Annotated in this window: 20 protein-coding genes; 3 read left to right on the top strand and 17 right to left on the bottom strand. The window is 43.5% G+C overall.

The genetic code is table 11. The features are described 5' to 3' along the window. Positions 1-6: 6 nt before the first annotated feature. From ACVX3R_RS01945 to ACVX3R_RS01885, 13 genes are all read right to left on the bottom strand, one after another. Complete coding sequence (locus ACVX3R_RS01945; protein WP_458795272.1) at positions 7-1,341, bottom strand: DUF438 domain-containing protein; 1,335 nt, start codon at positions 1,339-1,341, stop codon at positions 7-9. Beyond that, positions 1,341-1,574: a DUF1858 domain-containing protein gene (locus ACVX3R_RS01940; RefSeq protein ID WP_000368739.1), complete on the bottom strand. Its 234-nt coding sequence runs from the start codon at positions 1,572-1,574 to the stop codon at positions 1,341-1,343. The genes ACVX3R_RS01945 and ACVX3R_RS01940 overlap by 1 nt, the downstream gene beginning before the upstream one ends. A 215-nt stretch (positions 1,575-1,789) precedes the next feature. Further along, positions 1,790-1,972 (bottom strand): hypothetical protein, encoded by a 183-nt coding sequence (locus tag ACVX3R_RS01935; RefSeq protein WP_000505782.1) that lies wholly within the window; start codon positions 1,970-1,972, stop codon positions 1,790-1,792. A 215-nt stretch (positions 1,973-2,187) separates the two neighbouring features. Next, complete coding sequence (gene rbfA, locus ACVX3R_RS01930) at positions 2,188-2,538, bottom strand: 30S ribosome-binding factor RbfA (RefSeq protein ID WP_001273601.1); 351 nt, start codon at positions 2,536-2,538, stop codon at positions 2,188-2,190. Positions 2,539-2,788: 250 nt separating this feature from the next. Beyond that, complete coding sequence (infB, locus tag ACVX3R_RS01925; RefSeq protein WP_458795271.1) at positions 2,789-5,575, bottom strand: translation initiation factor IF-2; 2,787 nt, start codon at positions 5,573-5,575, stop codon at positions 2,789-2,791. A 16-nt stretch (positions 5,576-5,591) separates the two neighbouring features. Beyond that, positions 5,592-5,891 (bottom strand): YlxQ-related RNA-binding protein, encoded by a 300-nt coding sequence (locus ACVX3R_RS01920; RefSeq protein ID WP_458795270.1) that lies wholly within the window; start codon positions 5,889-5,891, stop codon positions 5,592-5,594. After that, complete coding sequence (gene rnpM, locus ACVX3R_RS01915) at positions 5,884-6,177, bottom strand: RNase P modulator RnpM (protein ID WP_000857560.1); 294 nt, start codon at positions 6,175-6,177, stop codon at positions 5,884-5,886. The genes ACVX3R_RS01920 and rnpM overlap by 8 nt, the downstream gene beginning before the upstream one ends. A 21-nt stretch (positions 6,178-6,198) precedes the next feature. Continuing rightward, complete coding sequence (gene nusA, locus ACVX3R_RS01910) at positions 6,199-7,335, bottom strand: transcription termination factor NusA (RefSeq protein WP_000032278.1); 1,137 nt, start codon at positions 7,333-7,335, stop codon at positions 6,199-6,201. Between the two features lie 42 nt (positions 7,336-7,377). Beyond that, positions 7,378-7,857 carry a ribosome maturation factor RimP gene (rimP, locus tag ACVX3R_RS01905; protein ID WP_458795269.1) on the bottom strand — a complete coding sequence of 160 codons (480 nt, stop codon included), beginning with the start codon at positions 7,855-7,857 and terminating at the stop codon, positions 7,378-7,380. Positions 7,858-7,983: 126 nt separating this feature from the next. After that, positions 7,984-8,619, bottom strand: coding sequence for a tRNA (guanosine(46)-N7)-methyltransferase TrmB (gene trmB, locus ACVX3R_RS01900; protein WP_458795268.1), 636 nt, complete (start codon positions 8,617-8,619; stop codon positions 7,984-7,986). Next, positions 8,616-9,410 carry a cell cycle regulator CcrZ gene (ccrZ, locus tag ACVX3R_RS01895; protein ID WP_458795267.1) on the bottom strand — a complete coding sequence of 265 codons (795 nt, stop codon included), beginning with the start codon at positions 9,408-9,410 and terminating at the stop codon, positions 8,616-8,618. Before ccrZ ends, trmB begins: the two co-directional genes overlap by 4 nt. 47 nt (positions 9,411-9,457) lie before the next feature. Then, entirely contained in the window at positions 9,458-10,507 is a 1,050-nt protein-coding gene (locus ACVX3R_RS01890) for an ABC transporter permease (RefSeq protein WP_458795266.1), read from the bottom strand. Beyond that, entirely contained in the window at positions 10,504-11,235 is a 732-nt protein-coding gene (locus ACVX3R_RS01885) for an ABC transporter ATP-binding protein (RefSeq protein ID WP_458795265.1), read from the bottom strand. Before ACVX3R_RS01885 ends, ACVX3R_RS01890 begins: the two co-directional genes overlap by 4 nt. 67 nt (positions 11,236-11,302) lie before the next feature. Between ACVX3R_RS01885 and ACVX3R_RS01880 the strand changes: the two genes are divergently transcribed. The 3 genes from ACVX3R_RS01880 (at position 11,303) to ACVX3R_RS01870 (ending at position 12,724) form a co-directional block, all read left to right on the top strand. Further along, positions 11,303-11,713 carry an HIT family protein gene (locus tag ACVX3R_RS01880; protein ID WP_458795264.1) on the top strand — a complete coding sequence of 137 codons (411 nt, stop codon included), beginning with the start codon at positions 11,303-11,305 and terminating at the stop codon, positions 11,711-11,713. A 9-nt stretch (positions 11,714-11,722) separates the two neighbouring features. Further along, complete coding sequence (locus tag ACVX3R_RS01875) at positions 11,723-12,001, top strand: hypothetical protein (protein ID WP_458795263.1); 279 nt, start codon at positions 11,723-11,725, stop codon at positions 11,999-12,001. A gap of 63 nt (positions 12,002-12,064) precedes the next feature. Further along, complete coding sequence (locus ACVX3R_RS01870) at positions 12,065-12,724, top strand: hypothetical protein (RefSeq protein ID WP_458795262.1); 660 nt, start codon at positions 12,065-12,067, stop codon at positions 12,722-12,724. A gap of 77 nt (positions 12,725-12,801) precedes the next feature. Here the strand turns inward: ACVX3R_RS01870 and dnaJ are convergent, their stop codons facing one another. The 4 genes from dnaJ to hrcA all read right to left on the bottom strand — a co-directional run bounded on the left by dnaJ (position 12,802) and on the right by hrcA (position 18,280). Then, the gene (gene dnaJ, locus ACVX3R_RS01865; protein ID WP_458795261.1) at positions 12,802-13,938 is read right to left on the bottom strand and encodes a molecular chaperone DnaJ; all 1,137 of its coding nucleotides are present in this window, start codon (positions 13,936-13,938) and stop codon (positions 12,802-12,804) included. Positions 13,939-14,500: 562 nt separating this feature from the next. Continuing rightward, positions 14,501-16,324, bottom strand: a complete 1,824-nt coding sequence (dnaK, locus tag ACVX3R_RS01860) for a molecular chaperone DnaK (protein WP_458795260.1) — start codon at positions 16,322-16,324, stop codon at positions 14,501-14,503. Between the two features lie 379 nt (positions 16,325-16,703). Then, entirely contained in the window at positions 16,704-17,219 is a 516-nt protein-coding gene (gene grpE, locus ACVX3R_RS01855) for a nucleotide exchange factor GrpE (RefSeq protein WP_458795259.1), read from the bottom strand. A 26-nt stretch (positions 17,220-17,245) separates the two neighbouring features. Next, positions 17,246-18,280, bottom strand: a complete 1,035-nt coding sequence (gene hrcA / locus ACVX3R_RS01850) for a heat-inducible transcriptional repressor HrcA (RefSeq protein ID WP_458795258.1) — start codon at positions 18,278-18,280, stop codon at positions 17,246-17,248. Positions 18,281-18,520: the final 240 nt, after the last annotated feature.

The following is an 18,520-nucleotide window of genomic DNA, read 5'->3' as shown; positions in this document are numbered from 1 at the left end:
TTCTCCTTATTCTAATCCACGGAAATAATCCGTATCAATCTCTCGGTAGGGCTGGATATCCTGAACATACTCTAGCACGCCTTGGAATTCCCCGTTTTCATCGTGTACCGCAGCATAGGTGATGTGGACAAACTTGCCTCGCGACTCCGACTTGAACCACATTTCATACTTGTCTTTTTTACCTTCACGAAGACCTTTCATAACGGCCTTCACCTTGTCTAGGTACTTAGGCGGATGGCAGAGTTCTACATTGCGCCCGACTTGGGACGGCGTCCGTTTGAAAATCATCTCATCAGCTGGCGCATTGTCATTGTAATACTGGAAAATATCGTCTTTATTGACAAAGGTGATCTCCATAGGGAGGTGATTGAGGATGAGGTTGGCCTGCTCGACGGAGAGATAGCCATTGCCAAAAGCCTGTTGGCTATGGCGGTCCAGCACCGCTTCCTTTTCCTTAGGGGTAAAGGTAATAGTAAACTGGCCTTCGGGTGTATCGATAACTTGCTGAACTTGACCTTCAGCCGTGTCTAGTTGTACGGGCTCATCTGCACTCTTTTCCTCAACAAAGCTCTGGCGCTCTGGCACCCATTTTTCAGACGGACGGATGATGGCATAGCCGTAGGCATCGCTCTCCTCCGCAATCTGAAGCCAGTCATCCTGGGTGAAAGACTCAAGGAGAATCATGAGGAGGATGGACTCTTCCTTGAAAATCATACTTTCAAACTCTGTCGCAAAAGCTTCGAAAGTTTCCTTTACACTGCTAATCGACACTTCTGGTAGTGACTTGGCTGTCGCTAGAGCTGTCTGAAAGAGTTCCCTGATCTGATCATCCACTCCCCACATGACTTTAGGGGGTGAATCGTGACCATAGCGCTCCATGAGGGGGAAAAAGAGCTCTTCCTTGCGCTGGTAGTGGACATCAAATTGCCCCAAAAGTTCCATTTGACGGACCAAACCCTTGCGCATCTCTGCCAGCATTTCTTCATCTTCCATAGTTTCATAGGTATCTAACAATCTCCGAATGCGAATCAAGGCAGCACGGAGAGCCAGATTTTCATCCTTGAAGACGCGAACAGGGTGGCCAGGATGCTCGGTATCCTCTACTTCGACACCCTTAACAGCGTTTTTAAAAAGATTGGCATGGACATCACAGAGCTCCATGACATCTTCAAAGGTGACACCTGAGTCTGAGTTCATCAGCTCGTGCTCCATGAGGGAAATCTCGATGGCTGAAACACCCGTAAAGGTCGCATCAAAACGCTCCTGAACTGACTCAGGAGAGGCACCATTGTGCAATTCTAACAAAATATCCCGTAGGATGTGAATCCGTTCATCTGCCATTAGTCTAATCCAATCACTTCATATCCATTCGCTTCCAGCGTGCGGACAATCTTGTCCATAGGAGTTCCTTCAAGTTTAGAACCCTGCTTCAGCGATACTTTGCGACCGACTGTGTTGCGCATCAGGGGATTAGCAAGTGGCTTAAAACCCAGCTCCACTAGGATTTCCAAAACTTCTGGATGCTTGTCCACCACTTCTGCAACGGGAATTGACACATCGATGATATTGTCCATGACGACCTCCATTGTATGTTCTAATACTCAATGAAAATCAAAGAGCAAACTAGGAAGCTAGCCGCAGGCTGTACTTAAGTACGGCAAGGTGAAGCTGACGTGGTTTGAATTTGATTTTCGAAGAGTATAAAATGATTTTACTGCTTATATTATACCATATGGGAAGAGATTAAAAAACTAGCAGAAGAGTTCCTGCTAGTTTCTTTCATTTCAAGTTATTCCTTATCCTCTGGTTTTGCGAGCCACTGGGCTACATCCATCAGTTTGTCAGCAAGCAGTACTTTCCCGAATCCTACTAGAGCATTGTCGTCTTTTTTCATGTTCTTCAGGACTTTGACGCTTTGCATCACAAAAAAGTAATTCCCGTAAGTCTTGGCTAGAATTTTAATGAACCCCATATTACCTTCCCTCGTCTAACTGCAGTTTCTAGCTGATTGCTATACCAGACTAGCTAGTTATTGATAAGAAATCATTTCATCTCACTCTTTCCAATTTCTATACTATCATACAAGCTAAGCTTTATAAAGCTTTTTAACAATTTTTTACTCTAGAAAGATTCTCCAGTATTTTTTATTGCCATTTCTCCACCAAAAAAGAGGGTTGCCCCTCTTTCTTAATTCTTATCCAGATTGCGTAGCATCTCGTCAATCTTGTTTCCATATTCAATGGACTCATCCTTGACGAAGGTTAAATCTGGGATTTTATACAATTTCAAATTGCGACCAAGTTCACGTTTGATCGTACCAGTTGCTTTTTCAAGCCCAATTTGAGCTTTTTGGTTATCCGAAGCCAGGTTACTCAAAATGGTGTAGTAAACCTTGGCAACAGACAAGTCACCCAGCATCTGAACATCTGTAATGGTCACACCTTGGACACGCGGATCACGGACTTTCTTTTGCAAAATCTCATTGACTTCACGCTTGATTTCCATGCCCACACGATCCGTACGAAAATGATTTGCCATGATATTCCTTTCTCTACTTTGAACCAAAAGCTAGGCCAGCAGACCTAGCTATTTTTAAATTTCTTGATTTTCAGTTCAAATTGAAACGAAGTTCAATTTGAACTCATTCGCTTCTTTCGCCGTGGTGAAAGTGATGGAACTGATTTATCAGTCCCATCACAGGGGATTTTTGAGACTCTAGACTCAAAAATAAGCAATGAAACCATCGGTTTGCTTGCGTCCCTCACCACCTAAGAAAGGAGCAAAAAACTTATCTCTTGATTTCTTCCATGACGTATGCCTCAATCACATCATCCATCTTGATATCATTGTAGCCATCAATCATGAGACCACCTTCACGGCCGTTCGTAACTTCTTTGACGTCATCTTTGTAGTGTTTCAAGCTTGCAAGTTCACCATCATAGATAACGACACCGTCACGGATAACACGGACTTTAGAGTCACGGGTAACTTTACCACTCGTAACCATGAATCCACCGATGGTTCCCACTTTAGATACCTTGAAGGTTTCACGGATGATTGCTTCACCGATAACTTTTTCTTCGAATTCTGGATCAAGCATTCCTTTCATGGCTTCTTCCATCTCTTCGATAACCTTGTAGATAATACTGTGAAGACGGATTTCTACATCATCTTCTTCTGCTTGTTGACGAGCTTGTGGTGTAGGGCGCACGTTGAAACCGATGATAAAGGCATTTGAAGCTTCTGCAAGAGTCACATCAGATTCGTTGATGGCACCGACCGCTGAGTGAACGATGGTGACTTTTACTCCCTCCACATCAATTTTTTGAAGTGAAGCAGAAAGGGCTTCAACTGAACCTTGTACGTCGGCCTTGATGATGACGTTAACAGACTTGAGCTCACCTGCTTTAAGCGTATCAAAGAGGTTTTCAAGGCTGACACGTTGGGTTACTTGACGTTGCTTCATAAGAGCACGTTTCGCACGTTCTTCACCTGCTGCACGCGCAGATTTTTCATCTTCGTAAACGGCAAAGTGGTCACCAGCCATTGGTGCTTCGTTCAAACCTGTGATAGATACTGGTGTTGATGGTCCAGCAACCTTAACACGACGACCAAGGTCATTGGTCATAGCACGGACACGACCGAAGGTATTTCCGACAACGATTGGATCTTGGACATTCAAAGTACCTTGTTGCACAAGAAGGGTTGCGACCGCACCTTTTCCTTTATCTAAGCGAGCTTCGATAACAGTACCGATCGCACGCACTGTTGGGTCTGCCTTGAGTTCTTGGATTTCAGCTACAAGTAGGACCGTTTCCAAGAGTTCATCGATGTTTTGGTTGAATTTAGCGGAGATTTCGACAAATTCAGAATCTCCACCCCAGGCAGTTGACATGACACCGTGTTCAGCCAATTCACCGATAACGCGTTCTGGGTTGGCACCTGGTTTATCAATCTTATTGATGGCTACGATAATTGGAACGTTGGCCGCTTTTGAGTGGTTGATGGCTTCGATAGTTTGAGGCATAACCCCGTCGTCGGCCGCTACAACCAAGATGGTAATATCGGTAACAGAAGCACCACGCGCACGCATAGATGTGAAGGCCGCGTGTCCTGGCGTATCAAGGAAGGTAATCTTCTTGCCATTTTCCACGATTTGGTAGGCACCGATATGCTGAGTGATTCCACCCGCTTCACCTGTCGCAACACGAGAATTACGAAGGGTATCCAAAAGTGTTGTCTTACCATGGTCAACGTGTCCCATGATGGTTACAACTGGTGGACGCTCAACCAATTCATCTTCATTGAGGTAACCATCTTCGACAAAGAAACGTTCGATGTCGGCATTGTCCACTTCAACCTTTTGTTTGGCTTCGATACCGTAATCTACCATGAGGAGTTCAATGGTTTCTCCATCCAAAGATTGGTTTTGTGTGGCCATAATCCCCATCATAAAGAGTTTCTTAACGATTTCAGCTGGTTCACGTTTGATACGTTTTGCGATTTCCGCAACAGTCATACCATCTGTATATTCGAATTCTGTTGGTAATTCATGGAACTTGCGCTCTGTAACAGGTTTTGGAGCCTGATTACGGTTGTTCTTGTTATTGCCTTTTTTGTTCTTCTTATTGTTATTCCAGTTACTATTTCTTTGATTTCTCACTTGATTTTGACTACTTCGATTCTTTTGTTGTTTTCTAGGACCATCTTCTTCGTGATCATAATCATCACGTTCTTTGTCTGGTCGAGCTTGTTTTTTACGACGTGTATCCACTGGCGCTTCTTTCACTACAGGAACTACTGTTACTGCTGGTTGCGTTTGTTCAGCTAGCTTAGCAGCTTCTTCAAAGATTTCCTCTGGCTCCTTGCGTTTATTAGCTTGAGCCAAGGCTTCTTTGGCAGCTTGCGATTGTTTGAAGCGCTCCTCGCTTGAGCGTGCGTACTCTGCATTTTGCTCTGCTTTTAGGGCTGCTGCACGGGCTTTAAAGTCAACACGCGGTCCAGCTTGTTTTGGCTGGAAGTCTTGTTGCTGACGGCGATTATTGCCACGGTTTCCCTGACCTTGTGGTTTTTTCCCTTGGTCGTTAAATCGGCGATTGTCGCGGTTTCCTTGACCAGGTTTACCACCATTACGGCCGTCGTTTTTCTGACGGTTGCCGTTTTGTTGTTGGTCACGGTTGTTGCCCTTGTTTTGTTTGCGTCGTTCTGCCTGCTCTTTGGCACGCGCCTCACGCTCCGCCTTGAAGTTTCGGCTTTGTGGTCTTGCGGCCACTACTTTTTCTTCCTTAGGAGCTGCAGGTGCAGCTGGTTTACTTTCTTCCTTAGTGGCTACTGGTTTAGCTGATGCAGGCTTTTCCGCTTTCTTTTCTACACTTGCTTTTGGCGTTGCAGGTTTTGCTTCTGCCTTAGGAGCAGGTGCAGGTTTAAAGCTAGCTGCGATTTGTTCAGCAGCAACAGCTTCCACGCTCGATGAGTGGCTTTTCACATCCAAGCCCAACTCTTTTGCACGCGCTACAACTTCTTTACTTTCTTTTCCAAGTTCTTTTGCGATTTCGTACAATCTTTTCTTAGACAAATCATGTCCTCCTCTTCTATTCCATAAGAGACCTCATTTTCTTTGTAAATCCAGCATCTGTCACAGCCAAAACCTTTCTCGATTTTCCGACTGCTATGCTTAATTCCAGTGTTGAAAACACGGTTATAACTTCTACTTGATAATAGTCACTTTTATCTTGAATCTTCTTGGTCAGATTGGGAGCAGCATCATGGGCTAAAAATACCAGTTTTACTTTCTGGTCTTGGATGGCTTTGACCACCAATTCCTCACCTGATATGATCCGGCCTGCTCGTTGAGCAAGTCCCAAGAGATTGCTTATCTTTTGCTTATTCAAGTCCTAACTCTCTTCTTTTCACTTTGTGATCCACATAAGCGATCAACTCGTCATAAAAGCTTTCTTCCACTTCCATGTTAAAGCTGCGGTTAAAGACTTTCTTCTTTTTTGCCTCTAGGGCTTCGGCATTGTCTAGCTTGATATAAGCGCCACGGCCATTGGCCTTGCCTGTCGGATCGATAAAGACCTGTCCTTCTTTGTTCTTGACGATGCGGAGCAAATCACGCTTATCAATCACTTCGTTGGATACAACAGACTTGCGCAAAGGGATTTTTCTTGTTTTCATCTTTCCCTCCTCTAGCAGCTTTTATTCTTCTGTCAATTCATCCGCAGCTGCGTAATCCACTTGACCTGCTTCTTCCATAGCTTCAAATTCACTTGCAGACTTGATATCGATACGGTAACCTGTCAAATGAGCAGCCAAGCGAACGTTTTGTCCACGACGACCAATGGCAAGAGAAAGCTTGTTATCAGGTACAACGACCAAGGCACGTTTGCTGTCATTTTCATCAAAGATAACTTGGTCAACCTCTGCCGGTGCGATGGCATTGTAGATAAACTCAGCTGGATCTGCTACCCACTCGATAACGTCGATGTTTTCTTCGACAGGAATCATGCGGTCGCTCTTGGCATCGTAACGAGCTGGATGGAATTTGCTGGTGATTTTCTTGATATTAGCCCCACCACGTCCAACGATTGTCCCAATAGCGTCCACGTTTGGATTGTGGCTACGAACAGCAACCTTAGTACGGTCACCAGCTTCGCGGGCTACGCTCATGATTTCGACAGTTCCATCGTAGACTTCTGGAATTTCTTGCTCCATCAAGCGTTTGATCATTTCTGGATGACTACGGCTAACAAAGACGTTGACACCACGAGGATTGTCTTCAACCTTGTAGACATATACTTCGATACGGTCGTGGGAAGCAAAGACTTCTCCAGGGATTTGGTCTTGTTTGGACAATTGGGCTTCGATGCTACCAAGGTTGACATAGATAAAGCGGTTGTCAAATCGTTCTACTGTACCAGACATGATTTCTTGTTCATGTTCCTTGTAAGTATTGTAAGTGATGGCACGTGTTTGCTTGCGCATTTTTTCCATGATGGTTTGTTTAGCAGATTGGGCTGCTACACGACCAAACTCAGCTGGTGCTTCTTCAAACTTGATTTTGTCACCAAGCTCATAGGCTGAATTAATGGCAAGGGCATCTTTCAAGCTAATTTCCAAACGACTATCAAATACTTCATCAACAACTTCACGGACAGTATAAACTGTAAAGTCTCCTGTTTTTTCATTGAAGTCGATGGCTACACTGTCAGATTGACCATAGCGTCTGCGATAAGCGGAACGAAGCGACTCTACTACTGCGTCGATGATGTCTTCTTTTTTGATTCCCTTGTCTTCTTCCAAAATGCGGAAGGCCTCTAGCATTTCTTTACTCATGTTCTTTTTACTTTTGAATCCTCAAAAGCTATCCTTTCTTTTCTATAGTTTAACTGCTAAACGTGCTTTTGATACTAAACTGTATGGAATTTGGACAGTTTTCTTACGTGTCTTGTCCATATATTCCATGGTCAACTCATCCTCTTCAAAGGATACCAAAGTTCCTTCAAAGACTTTTTGTTTATCGATGGCTTGGTAGAGCCCGACATAGATGTATTTCCCAACTGCTCCAGCGACAGCATCCTTGGTTTTCAAAGGACGTTCCAAGCCTGGACTGGTGATTTCTAGGAAATATTGTTCTGGGAAGGGATCAGGCTTGATGGTGTCTAGGACAGGACTGATGATTTCTGTCAAATCTGCCGTGTCGTTCAAGGTAATTCCTTCAGGTTTATCTACAAAAATACTGAGAATCATGTCACTGCCAATCTTTCCATACTCGATATCCACGAGTTCGAAAGGCGCTTGGATGACAGGTTCTACAACTTCTCTGACTAATTCTACGATTGTTGCGATTGCGTCCACCTCCTCATAAGCAAGAGGCGAAGATATTTCCCCGCCTCTCTTTCTCTTATTCTTACTATCAGTATAGCACGTTTGTCAATTTATGTAAAGCATTAGCACTCAAACAGCTGGTTTTCAAGCTATTTCTTAAAATTCTGCCTCAACTCGGTAGATCACTTGACCTTTGCTGGAGAATTTTTGCTCATATTCTGTCATGACATTGCCTTCAAAGTCACTGGCATGCAAGTCCAGCCAGACACCATTGAGTTTCATTCCATACTGAGAAAAGCTCACCAGGCTGTACTCAAACAAGCCACGGTTATCCGTCTTGAAATGGATTTCCCCATTCTCAGGCAAGATGCGCTTGAAGGTATCCAAGAAACTCTTGTAAGTCAAACGACGTTTTTCATGGCGTTTTTTAGGCCAGGGATCTGAAAAGTTGAGGTAGAGACGATCAATCTCACCGTCTTCAAAGTAGTCGATCAAATCTGAACCATCTACCCACAACAATTTGATATTGGGCACCCCAACTTCAAGCACCTTGTCCAAGGCATAACTCAATACCGACTTTTGAATGTCAATCCCGATGTAGTTGATGTCAGGATTTTGCTTGGCCATTCCTGATACGAAGGCCCCTTTCCCACTTCCAACTTCAACATGAATAGGATGATCATTTCCAAACAAGTCTCGCCATTTCCCTTTTGCTTCCAAGGGATTGAGGACCACATACTGGGGATTAGCCTCTAGTAATTCTGTCGCCCCTTTACGATTTCTAACTCTCATCTCTTCTTTCCATACTTGTCACGGAAGACGCGCAAGGCATAAATCTCCCGGTTTACATTGTCTAAATCTTGATTTTCACAGTATTTGGCAATCTGGTTCAAGTAAGAATACTGACCATACCAATACAATTTATCTAACACTGTCTGATTGTACTTATAGCCATAGTCTCTCAACCATTGGCGCCACTGATAATCTGGAATGTAGTGGCATAGCAAATGCGCCACATCAAACATACGATCCGTCAGGCGAACCGAATCCCAATCCACTAGATAAACGAGTCCACTCTCTGTCTCAATCCAATTACTATGGCGAAGATCCCCATGCACAATCGTTGCATAGTCTTCTCTAAAACCTGGAACCGTCTTACCTAGCTCCGCAATCACACTGTTCAAATAGTGATTCTGCTTCAAGATTTCTGGAACTCCTTGCTGCCAAGAACGTAGCAAATCAACTGGCGTTTCCATGGTATATCCCAAACGGCTCAACTGCTTCATCAAGGGATGCGAGCGGTGGAGACGGTTCAAGATATTGATAATCTGCTTGCGATTCATGTCGTAAGGGGTCAAGATTTTGCCCGTCAGCCATTCCTGAGCACACATATCACTGCCATCTGGCAAACGACGAGTCCATAGTAATTGAGGAGCGATTTGTTCTCTGGCTAGGCCAGGTAGGATTGGAGAGGTGTTCATTTTTACAAAGACGCGCTTCCCATCAGGGTAGCTTCCCATATAAGCTTTGCCGCTCTTCCCAGGGATAGGGGTCAGCGTTAGCTCATTATCACCCAAGTCCATTTCTTTCCTCCGTATAAAGTTTCCTTACTATTCTACTAGTTTTTGGTCTATTCGTCAACCAATCTTTTTAGTTGGTAAGGCAAATAAAACAATTGTAGGAAGAGACCAGCTCCTGCAAGAGCCAACAAGGCTATTTTTTCTTGAAAAACCACTGCTCCGACCAGCAATTCCAGCAAAAGAACTGCACTTCCCACACCGAGCAAAATCTGTTTCAATCCCTTCTCTTTCTCCCCTTTTTCTAGTGGAAAGAGCTGGGTCAAGTATTGGTAATCAAAGGCGTGATAGAGGGCCAGTAACTGGAAGAGCAAGAGGTAGTTAAATAGAACCACCACTGCCGTCGCGATCCAAGCTTGCTTGATAAAGATCATAGCTAACAAGGATAGGAGCAAGAGGCGCAAACTAAGAGCAAACATATCTCCATTTCTCAAATAAGAACGAAGATAGAGGTTCTGCCAAATCTTGCTCGGCACCTTTTGAACAGTCTTTAGGATAAAATCCAGATAAGCGCGACGTTTGACACTATTTGAAACGCCCTTGACCTGAGTAAAGAGAGCAAAGAAACGAAGCAAGATTTGCTTGCGCTTGCTTTCTTGGGCGATCACATAGTCCCAGTCAAGTCCATTGTCAGTAAAAAATTTACTGGCTTTTTGGCGAAAGACCAGATATTTCCCAGCTCCCAATAAAAGCACATAGATGAGAAAAACTGGCAAGTCATAACCCATGGCTAAAAATAAGGGCGCAAATAAAAGCAAGAAAAGGGTTTGGACAAAGAGCCAAAAGACCAGTGAGCGCACTGTCTGATCTTTGAGGTGAGACCTAACCTCCTCTTCACTGACTAAGAGAAAGAGCTTGTCAGGTCCTTCCATGTAGGTCGCGATTCCTCCCCAAGCCAAAAGCAAGGCAGATACAATCCCCAAAAACAAGAGGATAGGCCAATGATTTTCAGGAAAATGTTGCAGGAGTTGACTGTACTGGTAAGCTAGAAAACCGATAAGAACTAGCAGGAACAAGACAAAGTGGTCATTGAGGACATAGCGCAGATAACCGACACATTCCTTACGAAAAGCCTGCTTTCTCTTTAAAAACAAGTCTTTCATAGCTCCTCCTCTTTGGTCAGAGCCAGATAAATGTCATTCAAACTAGCTTCAGGCATGGCAAAGGCTTCACGGAGTTGCTGGAGGTTCCCCTGAGCCCGCACCTCCCCCTTGTGGAGAATAACAAAGGCGTCACACATCTTCTCCGCCGAATCTAGCACGTGGGTACTCATGAGGATAGACTTGTCTTTTTGCTTTTCCACTTCCAAAAGCTGAATCAAGTCAGAAATAGCCAGCGGATCGAGCCCAAGGAAAGGCTCATCAACAATGAAAAGACTCGGATCCACCACAAAGGCACAGATAATCATGACCTTCTGCTTCATCCCTTTGGAGAAATGCACTGGAAACCAGTCTAATTTTTGATCCAAACGAAACATTTTCAACAAAGGTTCTACTCGCTCAAAAGCCACTTTTTGCTCAATACCATAGGCCATGGCAACCGTCTCGATATGCTCTCTGAGGGTCAATTCCTCGTACAAGCTAGGCGTTTCAGGAATATAGCCAATCTGCTTGCGATAGTTGGTCGCATCTTCTCGCAGGGTGAGACCATTAATCTTGATTTCCCCACTGTAAGGTGTCAACAGACCAATAATCTCATTGATTGTCGTTGATTTCCCAGCACCATTGAGACCAATCAAACCGACCAACTGCCCACTTTCAACTGTAAAGGACACATCTTTCAAGACAGGAACGTGAATATAGCCTCCTGTCAGGTTTTTAATTTCTAACATATTTTCTCCGAATCTGGTATAATGTAGCTATATTATATCAAAATTCAATACAGTAGAGGTGGATTTTATGTCAGATTGCATTTTTTGTAAGATCATCGCAGGGGAGATTCCTGCTTCAAAAGTATACGAGGATGAGCAGATTCTTGCCTTCCTTGATATCTCTCAAGTAACGCCTGGACACACCCTCATTGTACCAAAAGAGCACTATCGCAATCTTTTAGAAATGGATGCTGCGAGTGCCAGCCAACTCTTTGCCCAAGTGCCAACAGTGGCTCAAAAAGTCATGAAGGCTACCAAGGCTGTCGGCATGAATATCATCGCCAACTGCGAAGAAGTCGCTGGTCAAACAGTCTTTCATACCCATGTACACCTCGTGCCTCGCTATAGCGCTGAAGATGACCTCAAGATTGACTTTATCGCCCACGAACCTGACTTTGACAAACTTGCCCAAGTCGCTGAAACCATTAGAAATGCCTAAGGAGTTGCCATGAAACTATCCAATCTATTGCTATTTGCAGGGGCTGCAGCCGGAAGTTATTTTGTCGTAAAAAATCGCCAAGCCATCACAGAGGAATTTATGGATACTAGCGACCGTGTCGAGGCTATGAAGGAGGATTTGGATGTCATTCAAAACAGCCTGCAAATCATCGACCAACAAAAAGCCCTTATCAAGGAATACCAAAAAGACTTGACCTACAGGTTCAAAGTCTTGGAAAAGGATTTCCAAACCAGAATGGCAGTCCTCCAAGAAGAAAAACAAGGATAAGAGAGTCTCCAACTTTCCTTAAACTCTTTTTTGGATACTAGGTTTGAACAGAAAAGGGAGGCAATGAAAGTGAAACAGTTTTTAAAAGTTCTAGCGAAGGTCATCGCGATCCCTTGTGGTTGCCTCTGCCTGCTTGCAGCCTTGGCATTTCTACTAGTGGCCAATCTTTTCAAGGCCTCACCGAGTGACATCCAAAAAGGGAATGACGACTTAAAACAAATCTTTACCTCCCTTGACCTCCCTCCCGAGAAAGTCGAATCAGATGGACACTATCAATACGAGGGTGGAGGCTTAAACTTTTATGTTACTTTCTCAGATGAGGTTATCAATAGTCACCCCGTCCTAAAAAAAAGTCCAAAACTCACCAAAAACCGACTGGAAGTCTATGTCCTACAGGCAGGGGATATTTCATACTATAAAGTTGGAGATAACTTGTTCAATCATGGCTTATTCCAATTTTTAGAGAAGGAAAGCGAGAAGTATCTCCAAGAAAAAGGAAAGAAATTTAACCCTAATTACTCAATTCTCTTTTGGAATAATCATGAAAGCCTAAAAAAGGGAATTGCATTCTATGAAAAAGCTTTGACTTTAGTGGATATTCAGGATAATTCGGCAATCAAACATATCGATACTGTCACTGTGAAACCTGGTAAAGAAGCGGAACTTAAGCAACTCATTCAGGAGATGGATGTGGCTGGCTTACTCACTCAAAAGTACAAATAATAGACTAACTGGAAAATGATTTTTCGACACTAAATTTTCAATGATAACAAAAAAAGAGCCCATCGGCTCTTTTTACTTTATTCTCCTTCAAAGGCATCTTTTATATGGTCAAAGAAGCCTTTTTTCTTTGGATTGACTTTCAAGTCACCTGCAGCTGCGAACTCTTTAAGCGCTGCTTTTTGGCGGTCGTTCAAACCTGTCGGAGTCACGACATTAACTGTAACATATTGGTCACCAACGGCACCGCCACGAAGGCTCGGTGCTCCCTTACCACGTAGACGGAATTTCTTGCCAGTCTGAGTTCCTTCTGGGATGACCAATTCAACATCACCATGCACGGTTGGAATTTCCACAGTATCACCAAGAGCTGCTTGGACAAAGTTGAGGTTCAGATTGTAGAAGATAGTGGTTCCTTCACGTTCAAACTTATCACTAGCTTCTACTGAAACCACCACATACAAGTCACCATAAGGTCCACCGTTAAATCCTGCTTCACCTTGACCCGCTAGGCGGATTTGTTGGCCTGTTTCCACACCAGCAGGGATCTTCACATGTACGCTATGAGCTTGTTTTTCATGACCTGTTCCGTGACAAGTTGTACATGGATCTTTGATTTCTTTTCCGCGACCATGACAGACATCACAGGTTACTTGGCGACGCATCATACCAAGAGGAGTCTGCGTATCGACGTTAATGACACCAGCGCCATGACAGCGTCCACAAGTGACTGGACTTGTCCCTGGCTTAGCACCAGAGCCGTTACATGTGCGACAGCTGGCTTCACGATTGTATTTAACTTCCTTTTCTGTTCCGAAGATAGCTTCTTCAAAGGTCAAGTTCACACGATACTGGAGGTCATCCCCTTGACGAGGAGCGTTTGGATTGCGCGAAGCTCCGCCTCCACCGAAGAAACTTGAGAAAATATCCTCAAAACCACCGAAGCTACCTGCTCCGTCAAAGCCACCAAAACCACCGGCACCACCAAAGCCACCGTTGGCACCTGCAGCACCATATTGGTCGTAGGCTGCACGTTTTTGGTCGTCACTCAAAGTCTCATAGGCTTCTTGAACTTCCTTGTACTTTTCCTCAGCACCAGGCTCCTTGTTGATATCTGGGTGATATTTCTTCGAAAGCTTACGATAAGCCTTTTTGATCTCGTCTGCCGAAGCGTTTTTTGACACCCCCAGACGATCATAAAATTCAGTATTGTTCATAATTCAAGATACAAAGGGCGTCAAACGGACACAGCCATCTAGGAGTTTTGACGATGGACGCTTACATCCTATAAAAAACTATCTTTTTGACACAGTCCGTAGCCCGTGTTCAGTTACTCGAACACCCTTATTCCTTTCTATTGATATTGTGAATCAACCCTCGATTTAGGTCGGGTTCAATTCCTTTCTTTTATGTTGATGAGACAAACCACAAACAAATCAGGTAAGTCCCTTTTTACCGAAAAACAGAGGCTGGGTTGCAACCTCTGGATTTCTTCCTATCATTATTACATTTAGACAATGAACCTTAGTAATTCGTCATTCTTAACGAGTTAGGCTTAACTGAGTTTCCGCTAAAAACTTCGGAAAAAAGATAAGCCATCTTTTGTGCATCGCACAAAGCGATGGCTTCCTATTTTTCTTTCGTTTTCTTAACGCCTCAACATCTTACCGAATTGAGCACGCCCTAACCTCTTGGTGAAAAAGACAAATCTTCCTAGAAACTAAAGTTTCTGCGTCAGATTTCCTATTTTCACTGTGAGGTTTTAACGGGCTTTGCATCTTATTTTTCCGTAAACTCTCCGTCTACGACGTCATCGCCTGCGTTTCCTGTTGCTTGTGCGCCTTCTGCTCCTGCTTGAGCTTGTTGGGCTGCTGCGGCTTGTTCGTAGAGTTTAACAGCAAGTCCTTGAGCTTTTTCGTTCAATGCTTCGAGTTTTGCTTTCATTTCGTCCAAGTTGTTGTCTTCTTGGGCTTTCTTAAGGTCATCAAGGGCAGTTTGAGCAGCGTCACGTTCTGCGTCAAAGCCTTTGCCTTCAGTTTCTTTGATTGTTTTTTCAGTCGCAAAGATTGCTTGGTCTACTTCGTTACGAAGGTCAACTTCTTCTTTACGTTTCTTATCTGCTTCAGCATTTGCTTCTGCATCTTTCATCATGCGGTCGATTTCTTCATCAGTCAAGCCTGAGTTAGATTGGATGACAATAGTTTGTTCTTTTTGAGTTCCAAGATCTTTAGCCTTAACAGATACGATACCGTTCTTGTCGATGTCAAATGTTACTTCGATTTGTGGGATACCACGAGGAGCAGCTGGGATGTCTGTCAATTGGAAACGTCCAAGAGTCTTGTTATCTGCCGCCATTGGGCGTTCACCTTGAAGGACGTGGATATCAACGGCTGGTTGGTTGTCTGCTGCAGTTGAGAAGACTTGTGATTTAGATGTTGGAATTGTTGTGTTACGGTCGATGAGTTTTGTGAAGACACCCCCCATTGTTTCGATACCAAGTGACAATGGCGTTACATCAAGAAGAACAACGTCTTTCACATCACCAGTGATCACACCACCTTGGATCGCAGCACCCATAGCAACTACTTCATCAGGGTTTACTGATTTGTTTGGTTCTTTACCAGTTTCAGCCTTAACAGCTTCTACAACGGCTGGGATACGAGTAGAACCACCAACTAGGATAACTTCGTCAATATCTGACAAGCTCAAACCTGCATCTGAAAGGGCTTGACGAACTGGAACTTTTGTACGCTCTACAAGATCACGAGTCAAATCGTCAAATTTCGCACGAGTCAAGGTCATTTCTAAGTGAAGAGGTCCAGATTCACCAGCAGTGATAAATGGCAAGCTGATTTGAGTTGAAGTTACACCTGAAAGGTCTTTCTTAGCTTTTTCAGCCGCATCTTTCAAACGTTGAAGAGCCATCTTGTCTGTTGATAAGTCAATACCATTTTCTTTCTTGAATTCTGCAATCATGTGATCGATGATTTTTTGGTCAAAGTCGTCACCACCGAGTTTGTTATCCCCTGCAGTCGCCAATACGTCGAAGACACCGTCACCCAATTCAAGGATAGATACGTCGAATGTACCACCACCAAGGTCAAATACCAAGATTTTTTCTTCTTTGTCAGTCTTGTCCAAACCGTAAGCAAGAGCTGCTGCAGTTGGTTCGTTAACGATACGTTCTACTTCAAGACCAGCGATTTTACCAGCGTCTTTTGTTGCTTGGCGTTGAGCGTCATTGAAGTAAGCTGGAACTGTGATAACTGCTTTGGTTACTTTTTCACCAAGGTAATCTTCCGCATAACCTTTCAAGTATTGAAGGATCATAGCTGAGATTTCTTGTGGAGTATATTCTTTTCCATTTGCAGAAACTTTTTCAGAAGTTCCCATCTTAGATTTGATAGAGATAACTGTATCTGGGTTTGTGACTGCTTGACGTTTTGCAGCATCACCAACAATGATTTCACCGTTTTTGAATGATACTACAGATGGAGTTGTGCGGTTTCCTTCTGGATTTGCGATGATTTTGCTTTCAGTTCCTTCAAGAACTGCAACTGCTGAGTTTGTTGTACCTAAGTCAATACCAATAATTTTAGACATGTGTTTTTCTCCTTAAATTTTATATTCTTTCTTTTTGTTGATACTCTTCTTAGGTGGCGACGCCGTCAGAGCTTGACTCGTCAATCTCTTTGACTAAACTTTGAGCCTAAGGTCTCAAAGTTTGCGCAAATAGCGCCACGGCGAAGAGTATCGTCTTTGGTTCGCTTTGCTCACTATTGCAAAGCTGAACAATTTCTTATCTTTCTTTCGTAGTTTATTGTCGTTTCGGACAAGTTTTCTATTATGTATGTTGCAACCGTCAGAATTGCCTAATCAAACACGCCCTAAGCTCTGGGTAAAAAAGATAGATTTTCTTGTGTTCATCGAACACTTCGTCAATCTCCTATTTTTACTGTGAGCTTTTTACAGGCTTTGTATCTTAGTTATAAACAACTACCATGGCTGGGCGTAGAATGCGGTCATGGAGTTTGTAGCCTTTTTGGAAGACTTGTGCAATAGTGTCTGCTGGGTGTTCATCGTCTGCTGGGAGAGTTTGGATGGCCATATGATAGTTATGGTCAAATTCGCCGTCAGCTGCGATTTCTTCGATTCCTTCTTCTTTCAAAGCGTGAATCAAACTCTCTTGCACCATCTCCAATCCTTTTTTGACATCGTCTGTCAATCCTTCAACTGCAAGTGCACGTTCTAAGTTGTCGAGCGATGGTAAAATTGCTTTTGCCAGGTCTTGGCTACGATAGCGCTGCAAGAGTTGACGTTCTTCATTGGCACGGCGCTGAATATTTTGCATTTCTGCATGAGCGCGAAGGTATTTGTTTTCGAACTCATCCGCACGTTCATTTGCCAAGTCCAACTCAGACTTCTCAGGAGTTGTTTCTTCTACTGTTTCAACAATTTCCTCTTCTTTCATTTCTTCGTTTTTTTTATCTTGGGCCATTTTCGCCTCCTTTAATGATTTCAATCTTAATGTACTTCGTAATGATTACTGCTGAGGTAGCGATAAAAATCTGTCAACTTCATGGTCAATACGCGGTTGACTACATTGACTTGGTTGACCAATTGCTGGTAATCCAGATTGACCGGACCGATAATCGCTAGAATTCCAAAACCTCGATAAGGAATGAGGAATTTACTGCTAATCACCGCCAAGTCAGCTAGACAGGATTCCTGACTGTCCGCAACACGAACATTTTGCATCTGATCTTCATGCAGACCCTCACGAATCTCCAGAGCCACTTTCTGTGGTTGGTCAAAGAACTGATAGGCTGCTAGATTGGCAAAATTCAAGAGATTGACCTTGCCCGATACCACAATGTTTTCATTGAACATTTCTTTAAAAATGTGTTCAAAGAGATCCATGACATTGTCCGTTGTCGTAAAGTAACGCTGGATAATCTGCGGAATCTCCGTCCGAATCTTGTAGTGAATATCTAGAACAGTGTGTCCGAGGAAACGCTCCCGAATGATGCTCTTCAGTTTCAGCAAATCCTCCTGCAAGAAGTTCCTTGGAATCAGAAACTGACTGGTAACCGTTCGCGATTCGTCTAAGGTAAATACTGCCAAGGCTGTATGTTGTCCTAAAATAACGATATCAAAGGCTGTCAAACGTTGCCTGCTCGGCTCAACATCTAGCGCTACAACTGTGCAGCCACTTAAGTTTGCCAAGACATTAGCAGCCTCTTGTAGAATATCTTCCAGTTTGAAGAATTCCTGATCAAAGGCTTTGACAATCTCATAAACCTCATTTTCGGCCAGTCGATCAAAATCAAGTGAGTGTTTCACATAGTACTGAAATCCCGCGACACTTGGCATCCGACCGCTGGAAGTATGCGCTTTTTCAAGCAATCCTTGTTTTTCTAGAGCCGCCATATCATTACGAATGGTAGCACTGCTAGAGTTAATAGACTCTTGCAAGGCTTTGGATCCGACAGGTTCGTGCGTTTTGGTAAAGATGTCAATAATCAGATTTAAAATATCCTGCTGACGCTCTGTAACCATCTCATCACTCCTCTCTGTCCGATCGATTAGCACTCTATATGTCCAAGTGCTAACTCATGATTCTATTATACACCCTTAGAAGAGAATGTCAAGACAAAAACTTAAAAAATTAGCACTCTTTTGCCAAGAGTGCTAAAAATCAGTCTGAAGACCTAGAAACTTATTTTTCATCGATATTCACCCCTGATTCTCAGGTTGAAAAATTGCTTTTCACCCAAAAACAAACAACAGCGAAACTTT

This window comes from Streptococcus sp. 517s (genome assembly GCF_054445985.1).
The sequence above is the reverse complement of the archived record's forward strand: the minus strand, read 5'-3'. Positions and strand labels throughout refer to the sequence as shown.